This window comes from Acidovorax sp. HMWF029 (genome assembly GCF_003060895.1).
Taxonomy (GTDB): Bacteria; Pseudomonadota; Gammaproteobacteria; order Burkholderiales; family Burkholderiaceae_C; genus Acidovorax.
Genome location: NZ_QAIH01000153.1, coordinates 55,098 through 63,788, shown reverse-complemented (window position 1 = coordinate 63,788; position 8,691 = coordinate 55,098). Strand labels below are relative to the sequence as shown.

The following is an 8,691-nucleotide window of genomic DNA, read 5'->3' as shown; positions in this document are numbered from 1 at the left end:
CCATCGTGGCGCAGACCCCGGCAGCCCCCGGCGGCGCGCTGCCCAGCTTTGCACAGATCACCGCGCAGAACGGCCAGGCGGTGGTCAACATCAGCGTCACGGGCAGTACCAGGGCGGCGAAGGCCGATGGCGACGACGACGATGAAGGGCAAGCTGCATCGCGTCAGCGCAGGGGCCCGCAGATCGACCCCAACGACCCGTTCTATGAATTTTTCCGTCAGTTCGGCTTGCCCGGCGCGGGCGCGCAGGGCCAGTCCAACCAGCCCACGCACGGCCAAGGCTCGGGCTTCATTGTCAGCCCAGATGGTCTGGTGCTGACCAACGCCCATGTGGTCAAGGGCGCGAGCGAGGTGGTGGTCAAGCTGACCGACCGGCGCGAGTTTCGCGCCAAGGTGCTGGGCGCCGACCCCAAGACCGATGTGGCCGTGCTCAAGATTGACGCCAAGAACCTGCCCACCGTGCGCCTGGGCAGCACGCGCGATCTGCAGGTGGGCGACTGGGTGCTGGCTATCGGCTCGCCCTTCGGCTTTGAAAACAGCGTGACCGCCGGTGTGGTTAGCGCCAAGGGTCGCTCGCTGCCCGACGACAGCCTGGTGCCCTTCATCCAGACCGATGTGGCGGTGAACCCCGGTAACTCCGGTGGTCCGCTGTTCAACGCCCGTGGCGAGGTGGTGGGCATCAACTCGCAGATATACAGCCGCTCGGGTGGCTACCAAGGGGTGTCGTTCTCCATCCCCATCGAGCTGGCCGCCAAGATCAAGGACCAGATCGTTGCCACCGGCAAGGTGCGCCACGCGCAGCTGGGCGTGGTGGTGCAGGAGGTGAACCAGGCATTTGCCGAGTCGTTCAACCTCGACAAGCCCGAAGGCGCGCTGGTGGCCAGTGTCAGCAAGGGCAGCCCTGCCGAGAAGACTGGCCTGCAGGCGGGCGACGTGATCCGCCAGGTGGACGGCCAGCCCATCGTGGCCTCGGGCGATCTGCCCGCCTGGGTGGGCCAGGCGCAGCCCGGGCAGCAGGCCAAACTGTCGGTGTGGCGCCAGGGCAAGCCGCTGGAGCTGACGGCCACGCTGGGCGATGCCAGTGACAAAGCGACCAAGCAGGCGCGTAACGACGATGCCGTGGGCAAGGGCCAGCTGGGCCTGTCGCTGCGCCCGCTGGACCCCGAGGAGCGCCGCGAGGTAGGCGTGGCCGAGGGCCTGGTGATCGAACGGGCGCGCGGCCCCGCTGCGGCGGCCGGTGTACAGCCGGGGGACGTGCTGCTGGCCATCAACGGCGCGCCCGCAAAGAACATCGAGCAGGTGCGTGCTGCCATGGCCAAGGCAGGCAAGTCGGTAGCGCTGCTGATCGAGCGCGACGGCCACAAGATTTTTGTGCCAGTGCGCCTGGGGTGAGTGGGGCACAAAGGGTGCGTTCGGGTGCCCCTCGCCCGTTCGGGCTGAGCCTGTCCAAGCCAGTGCACCGCCCAGCCGTTCTGCCATTGGCTATGCTTGCCCGCCATGCGCCTGCTCCTCATTGAAGACGACCCCATGATCGGCGAAGCCGTGCAAGACCTGCTGCGCGCCGAACACTACGCGGTGGACTGGGCGCGCGACGGCGACGCCGCCGACACGGCCTTGCGCACCCAGCCCTACGACCTTGTGCTGCTCGACCTGGGCCTGCCCAAACGCGATGGTCTGACCGTGCTGCGCGATCTGCGCACCCGCAAGAACCGCACCCCGGTGCTGGTGGCCACGGCCCGTGATGCCGTGGCCCAGCGCATCGAGGGGCTCGATGCCGGGGCCGACGACTACGTGCTCAAACCCTATGACCTGGATGAACTGCTGGCCCGCATCCGCGCATTGCTGCGCCGTGCGGCGGGGCGTGCCGAGCCTGTGTATGAGCACCAGGGCGTTTGCATCAACCCCGCCACGCGAGAGGTGACGGTGCGCGGCAAGCCGGTGGTGCTGTCGGGGCGCGAGTGGGCCGTGCTCGAACCTCTGATTGCCCGCCCTGGCATGGTGCTTTCACGCCACCAGCTCGAAGAGAAACTCTATGGCTGGGGCGACGAGGTGAGCAGCAATGCGGTGGAGGTGTACGTCCATGGTTTGCGCAAGAAGCTCGGGGCCGAACTGGTGCTGAATGTGCGCGGCGTCGGGTACCTCGTGCCGAAGATGTGATGAGCAAGCTCTCTGATGCCCTGCGGGGCCTGCTCCCCCGCTCCCTGCGCATGCAGCTGTTGGTCTTCTTGCTCGCCGCCATCGTGCTGGCCGGGGCGGTGCAGGGGGCGCTGGCTTATCGGGCGGCGCTGGCAGAGGCCGATGCACTGTTCGACTACCACATGCAACAAACCGCGCTGGCGTTGCGCTCGGGCCTGCCGGTGGATGCACAAGGCCTGGGGACGGGCCTGGAACCGCAGGACGAAAACCACGAATTCATCGTGCAGGTCTGGACCAACGAAGGCCTGCGCATTTTTGAATCGGCCGTGGGCGCCGCTCTGCCGCAGATTGCAGTGCTTGGTTTTACCGATGTGCAGGCACGCGGCGGCACCTACCGCGTTTTCTCGATGCAGACCCGATCGCAGGTGATCCAGGTGGCCCAGAACATGGCCGCGCGCCAGGGCATGGCCCGCAGCATGGCGCTGCGCACGCTGGCGCCGCTGGCCATCATGGCGCCGCTCTTGGTGCTGGCCGTGTGGTGGGGCGTGAGCCGGTCGCTGGCCCCGGTGGAGCGTGTGCGCCGCCAGTTGGCCCAGCGCCAGGCCGACGAGCTCTCGCCCGTGAGTGATGCCCAATTGCCCGATGAGGTTCAGCCGCTGGTGAGCGAACTCAACCTGCTGTTCGAGCGCGTGCAGCGGGCTTTCGAAGCGCAGGAGCATTTTGTGGCCGACGCCGCGCACGAGCTGCGCTCGCCCCTGGCGGCGCTGCGCCTGCAACTGCAAGGCTTGCAGCGCGCGGGCGACGACACCGCGCGGGCCACAGCCATTGAACGCCTGTCAGCCGGCATCGACCGCGCTACGCGCCTGGTCGAGCAGCTGCTGACGCTGGCACGGCAGGAAGCCGGCTCCACGGCATTGGAGCCCGTGGACCTGCGCACCATCGCCCAGCTGGCCCTGGCCGACGTGGCGCCCGCCGCCCAGGCACGCAGCATGGACGTAGGCCTGCTCGACTCCGAAGCCGCCACCGTGCCCGTGATTGTGCGGGGTAATGCCGAGGCCCTGCGCATGCTGGTGCGCAACCTGCTCGACAACGCCATCAAATACACCCCGCCAGGGGGGCAGGTGGACGTGCAGGTGGGCACCGACCATGGCCGAGCCCTCCTCACGGTGGAAGACAGCGGGCCCGGCATCGCCCCCGAGCACCGCGAGCGCGTGATGCAGCGTTTCGTGCGCGAAACCGCCGAAGGCGCCGCCGGCAGCGGCCTGGGCCTGGCCATCGTGCGAGCCATTGCGCAGCGGCACGGGGCGGCCGTGGCGCTAGACCGCTCCCCGCGCCTGGGCGGGCTGCAGGTGGCACTGCGGTTTGGCTGATGGCATGGGATTGAATTGCTATATATTTTATAGCTATCAGCGCATGATGGTCGCGCGGAGAAGGCCAAAAAAGCCATTCGTTTCAGCGTGAAAAGGCATGAATGGGCTCAGCGTCGCCTGCGCGCCAGACTGCGTGCCGCCCGGTCTGCACAATGCCAGCGGGCACCGGGCCCACTCTCCAAGGATTTCGTTGTCATGCACTTCATCGTTCTCGGCGCAGGCGCCATTGGTTGTTATGTGGGTGGCCGCCTGGCGGCGCACGGCCAGGCTGTGACCCTGGTGGGCCGCGCCCACACGCTGCAGCCCATCGCAGCGCAGGGCCTGCGCGTGACCGACCTGGATGGCTTTGACCACGCCGTGCCCGTAGGCGCCCCGGCGCTGCGGCTGGCGGCCACCCTGGCCGAGGCGGCGCCGGGCGCGGACAGCATCGTCCTGCTGTGCGTGAAAAGCGGCGCCACCGAATCCGCCGCGCGCGAACTGGCGGCAGCGTGCGCGCCCGGCACCCCCGTCATCTCATTGCAGAACGGCGTGGACAATGTGGCCCGCGTCCAGGCACTGGCGCCGGTCCTGAAGGTGCTGGCGGGCATGGTGCCCTACAACGTGGTGCTGCGCGGCGCGCATGTGCACCGCGCCACCGCAGGCCACCTGCAACTGCAGCGCGATGCGGCCACCGAGCGCATTGCGCCAGTGTTTGCCGCCGCAGGCCTGGCCACTGTGCTGCCGCCCGACATCCGCGCTGTGCAGTGGGGCAAGCTGCTGCTCAACCTCAACAACCCGGTCAACGCACTGTCCGACCTGCCCCTGCGCCAGGAGCTGCTTGACCGTGATTGCCGCCGCGTGTTCGCAGCCCTGCAGTCCGAGGCCCTGGGCGTGATGGACCGCGCGGGCATTGCCCCCGCCAAGGTCACAGCCGTATCGCCCTCGCTGCTGCCCCATGTGCTGCGCCTGCCCAACTGGCTGTTCACCCGCCTTGCCAAACGCATGCTGCAGATCGACGCCAGCGCCCGTTCGTCCATGTGGGACGACCTGGAGGCGGGGCGCGCAACGGAGATTGATGCGCTGTGCGGCGCAGTGGTGCGGCTGGCGGCGCAGCAGGGCATGGCGGCGCCGCTGAATGCGCGGATGTGTGAGTTGCTGGCGGGACCGAGGCTGCGGCTTGACGGGGCGCAGATGCGGCGGATGCTGGGCGTGTAGGCACGCGGCGGCTTGCCGGGTGGCGCCCTGTCGGGCCCGCCCGACCTACGGGAGGCCGGGGCCTGCGCCCAGCGGTACCCGCAGCCCCGTCTTCATGCATTCCAGCGCCACCGAGGTCCGAAACCACCGCACGTTGTCGTCGCCTTCAAACAGGCGCCGCGTCAGCGCCTGGTAATCGGTCATCGAGGCCACCGTCACCACCAGCAGGTAGTCCGCCTCGCCCGTCACGCTGTAGCACTGCTGCACGGCCTCTTGCGCAGCGATGCGGGCGCGCAGCGGGGCAGTGCGGTCGGGGCGCTCGTTTTCCAGGTGCACCTCCACCACGATGGTCAGCGGCTTGCCCACCTTTTCCGGGTCGAGCACGGCCACGTTGGCGCGGATCACGCCCGTGGTCTGCAGCCGCTGGATGCGCCGCTGCACGGCCGGGGCCGAGAGGTTCACGGCCTGGGCGATCACGCGCTGGGGCGTGGTGTTGTCGGCCTGCAGGATGTCCAGGATGGCCAGGTCGAAGCGGTCGAGTGCGGCGGGTGCGGTCATGCGGAACCTCGTGCGGAGGGGGCGGGCGTGGGTGAGTGAAAGTTGCGTTTTGACCCCGAAATCAGAGCCAAAAACACGGCGCAGGCGAACTATATTTTTGCGCATGCCTGATTTTTCTTCCGCATCGCCTGTGTTCCACCGTTTTCTCCCCTTTCTTGCCGTGCTGGGCTCCGTCACGGCGCTAGGCATTGGCACATCGTGGGCCAAACACTGGCTGTTTCCGGCCGTGGGGGCGCAGGGCACCACGGCGCTGCGTGTGGGGTTTGCGGCACTGCTGGTGCTCTTGCTGTGGCGGCCCTGGCGCTGGCGCCTGAGCCGTGCCGATGCGAAGTCGGTGGTGCTGTACGGCGCTGCGCTGGGCGGCATGAACCTGATGTTCTACATGTCGCTGCGCACACTGCCGTTTGGCCTGGCCGTGGCCATCGAGTTTGCGGGGCCGCTGGCCGTGGCCATCTGGTCGTCGCGCCGCGCGGTGGATTTTGTGTGGGTGCTGCTGGCCATCGCAGGGCTGGGGCTGCTGCTGCCCTTGGGGCTCAGCGGCAGCATGCTGGACCCGGTGGGCGTGGCCTACGCGCTGGGCGCGGCTGTGTTCTGGGCGCTGTACATCGTGTTTGGCAAGCGTGCGGGGCATTTGCATGCGGGGCATTCGGTGTCGCTGGGCCTGTTGGTGGCGGCACTGGTGGTGGTGCCGGTGGGGGTGGCGCACGCGGGGGCGGCGCTGCTCTCGCCCAGCCTGCTGCTGATCGGCGTGGCGGTGGCGGCGGTGTCGAGCGCAGTGCCGATTTCACTGGAGATGATGGCCCTCAAGCGCCTGCCCAAGGAGGCCTTTGGCATCATGATCAGCATGGAACCTGCGGTGGCCGCGCTGGTCGCCATGGCCCTGCTGAGCGAGCACCTGAGCGCGGTGCAGTGGCTGGCCATTGGCTGCATCATGGCCGCCTCGATGGGCAGCGCGCTCACCGCGCGTGGGCCTGCAGCACCAGGGACGGAGCCTCAACCGGCATGAGCGCCACAGCCCTTCCTGGGGGTGATGTTCGGGACGTTCCGGGCTGCTTGGCGGGCGGTGCGTCGCGCTGGTTGTCGATCAACCCCTTGAGCCGCTTCACCGCCTGGTGCATCTTGGCGTTGGCGCCAACAGGAGGGCTCGACGCCATGAGCTACCGCAATGGTGAATGAATCGGTGCTTTGTTGGCCGCTCCGGGGTGGTCCGGGTGAGGGTGCAGGCCGTTAGGTGGTTTTTGCTATGAAATATATAGCTGTAGAGGCAATGTGGCCGCGCGGGGAAGCCCATTTTTTCTTAAACTCTGGTCCCCTCAGCAGGAATCGAACCTGCATCTAGCGCTTAGGAGGCACTCGTTCTATCCATTGAACTATGAGGAGCGAGGACAGCCGCGCATTGTAGTGGCGCGCGGGCGCCTCTTTGGCCGCCCAAACATCAGTCGTACTTCACGGTGTAGATGATGTCCACCGCGCTTTTTTCCCCGGTCTGTCCGCGCAGCGTGAGGCGGCGCGAGATGTCGTAGAAGATGTACAGCGTGCCCAGTGTGCCCGACAGGCTGCGTTCGTAGGTCACATACAAATCCTTGGACAGGCGCTTGCCGAAGGTGAGGGCGGCGGCGCTGGCGTCTTCACCGGCGGATGCGCCGCGAAAACCGATCTCGTCGAGGCCCAGGCGGCTGGCAGCTTTGGCTGCAGGGGTGGGGCCGCCGTTGCTCCCCAGCAGGGCCAGGGCGGCCTGTTGAAGCACTGCGGCTTCGGCGCCACCGGCAGAGGCGCTGCGGCCCAGTACGACCCACGAAAGTTTTTCGGCATCGGGCAGCTCGGGGTCGGAGTAGAGCTTGACGCGCGGCGCCTGGGCGCTTCCGGTGAGTTGCACCCCCGCGCGCACGCTGATGTTGGGGCGCAGCGCGAGGATGTCGAGCGAGGGGTTGTTGTAGGGGCCGTTGAAGCGGATCAGGCCTGTTTCAACGTCCAGCATCTGGCCCCAGGCGCGGTAGCGACCTTCTTCGGCGCGCACCTCGCCGGTCACGCGGGGTGGGGCTTTTGGCACGGCGCTGCTGCGCAGCTCCACCTCGCCGGTGAGGCGCGTGGTGATGCCGTGGCCGCTGAGCGCAAAGTCACGCCCCAAATTGAGGGTGATGGCAATGTCGGGCGGTTTGGCGGTTTCGGCTTGTGCCGCAATTTGACTGGTCTTGGCGGCAGCCTGGGCTCTGGCCTGGTCTTCGCGGTCCTTGGCGGCAGAGCGCACGACCACGTCGGTGCCCAGGCTGGGCGCTGATTCGTCGGGCAGGATGATGGTGGCGCGGTCGGTGGTGAGCTTGCCGCGCAGGCTGATCTGGCCCTGTTGCAGCTGCGCCTGCAACTGACCCGATACGCTGACCTGCCGGTCGGCGCGCACCAGCACCTGCAGGGCCTTGGCCTCGGCCTGCAGCGACATCGCAATGCCCGAAAGGCCGGTGGATGCTGCAGCGCTGTCGCCCCAGCTCACGCGGCCAGAGGCGGTGAGCGTGCCGCCGTCTTGCGGCGCAGCCGTGCGATTGCCGCTGAAGCCCGCAATGCGCGCGCCGCTGCCGCGCCCGCCCTGCAGGCGGAACTCGGTGATCTGCAACTGGTTGCCTTGCAGCGTGGCGCGCAGGCGGCCACCTTGCAGGTCCACGCCATCGAGCACAGAGCGCACGGCCATGTCGTCAGCGCCCAGCGTGCCGGCCCAGCGTGGCGCATTGCGCGTGCCCGACAAGGTGGCGCTCGCATCCAGCGTGCCGCGCACGCGCCAGCCGGGCGGGGCCACGGCCGACCACACCCCCACGTCGGGCAGGCGCGCGCGCAGCGTGCCAGCCAATGGCGCATCGGGCGCCCAGGCAAGGCCTGACCCTGGCGGAGCACCGGGCGTGAGGCGGGTGCTGACACTGGCCTGCACTTGGCCAGCCCGCTCGCTGGCCCAGGCCAGTTGGGCGCGCAGGGCGTCGCCGTCGATCTCCAGGGTGACCTCGGCCTGGCCCACACCGGCGGCGGTGCCAGGTGCATTGGCTGATCCCGCAGGGCTGGCCGAAGCCTCGGTGGCGATCACGGCGCCTGCGCCTGCGCCCGTGCCCTGGCCACTGCTTTGTACCGCCGTGATGGCGTTGGCATCACCCGCCAGGATGTGCAGGTCGCCACTGGTGCGGCGCAGGCTGGCACTGGCGCGCAAGGGGCCTTGGGTGGTGTCCACACTCCAGTGCCCGTCGAGCAAGATGCTGGTGGCCAGCCCCATGCGGGCTAGCAGGGGCTGGGCTGGGCGGCCAGCAGCCGCTGGCGTTTCGGCGAGGCCCAGGGCATCGACCCAGGCCATGGGCAGGCCCTGCAGCGTGCCTTGGGTTTGAAGTTGCAATGGGTTGGCACTGGTGGCCATGCGCAGGGGCTGCCAACGCAGCGTGGCGGTGCCGGGCAAGGGGCCGGTCACACGGGCCTGGCCTGCC

Annotated in this window: 8 protein-coding genes and 1 tRNA gene; 6 read left to right on the top strand and 3 right to left on the bottom strand. The window is 68.4% G+C overall.

The window, feature by feature from the left end:
- The 4 genes from DBR12_RS10840 to DBR12_RS10825 form a co-directional block, all read left to right on the top strand.
- Nucleotides 1-1,391: Do family serine endopeptidase (locus DBR12_RS10840; RefSeq protein WP_108617252.1), on the top strand; the 1,391-nt coding region annotated here is incomplete at its 5' end.
- Nucleotides 1,392-1,496: 105 nt separating this feature from the next.
- Nucleotides 1,497-2,156, top strand: a complete 660-nt coding sequence (locus DBR12_RS10835) for a response regulator transcription factor (RefSeq protein WP_108617246.1) — start codon at nucleotides 1,497-1,499, stop codon at nucleotides 2,154-2,156.
- Nucleotides 2,156-3,505, top strand: coding sequence for an ATP-binding protein (locus tag DBR12_RS10830; RefSeq protein ID WP_108617245.1), 1,350 nt, complete (start codon nucleotides 2,156-2,158; stop codon nucleotides 3,503-3,505). The genes DBR12_RS10835 and DBR12_RS10830 overlap by 1 nt, the downstream gene beginning before the upstream one ends.
- 195 nt (nucleotides 3,506-3,700) lie before the next feature.
- The gene (locus DBR12_RS10825; RefSeq protein ID WP_108617244.1) at nucleotides 3,701-4,699 is read left to right on the top strand and encodes a 2-dehydropantoate 2-reductase; all 999 of its coding nucleotides are present in this window, start codon (nucleotides 3,701-3,703) and stop codon (nucleotides 4,697-4,699) included.
- A gap of 45 nt (nucleotides 4,700-4,744) precedes the next feature.
- On the opposite strand, the gene DBR12_RS10820 is transcribed toward DBR12_RS10825, so the two are convergent.
- The gene (locus DBR12_RS10820) at nucleotides 4,745-5,236 is read right to left on the bottom strand and encodes an Lrp/AsnC family transcriptional regulator (RefSeq protein ID WP_108617243.1); all 492 of its coding nucleotides are present in this window, start codon (nucleotides 5,234-5,236) and stop codon (nucleotides 4,745-4,747) included.
- Nucleotides 5,237-5,339: 103 nt separating this feature from the next.
- Here DBR12_RS10820 and DBR12_RS10815 point away from each other — a divergent pair, with 103 nt between their 5' ends.
- Together DBR12_RS10815 and DBR12_RS22195 are read left to right on the top strand one after the other, a co-directional pair.
- On the top strand, nucleotides 5,340-6,242 hold the full coding sequence (locus tag DBR12_RS10815; protein ID WP_108617242.1) for an EamA family transporter: 903 nt from the start codon (nucleotides 5,340-5,342) through the stop codon (nucleotides 6,240-6,242).
- Nucleotides 6,239-6,412, top strand: coding sequence for a hypothetical protein (locus DBR12_RS22195; protein WP_158274991.1), 174 nt, complete (start codon nucleotides 6,239-6,241; stop codon nucleotides 6,410-6,412). Before DBR12_RS10815 ends, DBR12_RS22195 begins: the two co-directional genes overlap by 4 nt.
- A gap of 129 nt (nucleotides 6,413-6,541) precedes the next feature.
- Here the strand turns inward: DBR12_RS22195 and DBR12_RS10810 are convergent.
- Nucleotides 6,542-6,616, bottom strand: a tRNA-Arg gene (locus tag DBR12_RS10810).
- A gap of 55 nt (nucleotides 6,617-6,671) precedes the next feature.
- Nucleotides 6,672-8,691: translocation/assembly module TamB domain-containing protein (locus DBR12_RS22745; RefSeq protein WP_233244388.1), on the bottom strand; the 2,020-nt coding region annotated here is incomplete at its 5' end.

Excerpts from the sequence above, each read along its gene's own strand:
- DBR12_RS10835 (WP_108617246.1), top strand. The coding sequence starts at position 1,497 with ATGCGCCTGCTCCTCATTGAAGACGACCCCATGATCGGCGAAGCCGTG.
- DBR12_RS10830 (WP_108617245.1), top strand. The coding sequence starts at position 2,156 with ATGAGCAAGCTCTCTGATGCCCTGCGGGGCCTGCTCCCCCGCTCCCTG.
- DBR12_RS10825 (WP_108617244.1), top strand. The coding sequence starts at position 3,701 with ATGCACTTCATCGTTCTCGGCGCAGGCGCCATTGGTTGTTATGTGGGT.
- DBR12_RS10820 (WP_108617243.1), bottom strand. The coding sequence starts at position 5,236 with ATGACCGCACCCGCCGCACTCGACCGCTTCGACCTGGCCATCCTGGAC.
- DBR12_RS10815 (WP_108617242.1), top strand. The coding sequence starts at position 5,340 with ATGCCTGATTTTTCTTCCGCATCGCCTGTGTTCCACCGTTTTCTCCCC.
- DBR12_RS22195 (WP_158274991.1), top strand. The coding sequence starts at position 6,239 with ATGAGCGCCACAGCCCTTCCTGGGGGTGATGTTCGGGACGTTCCGGGC.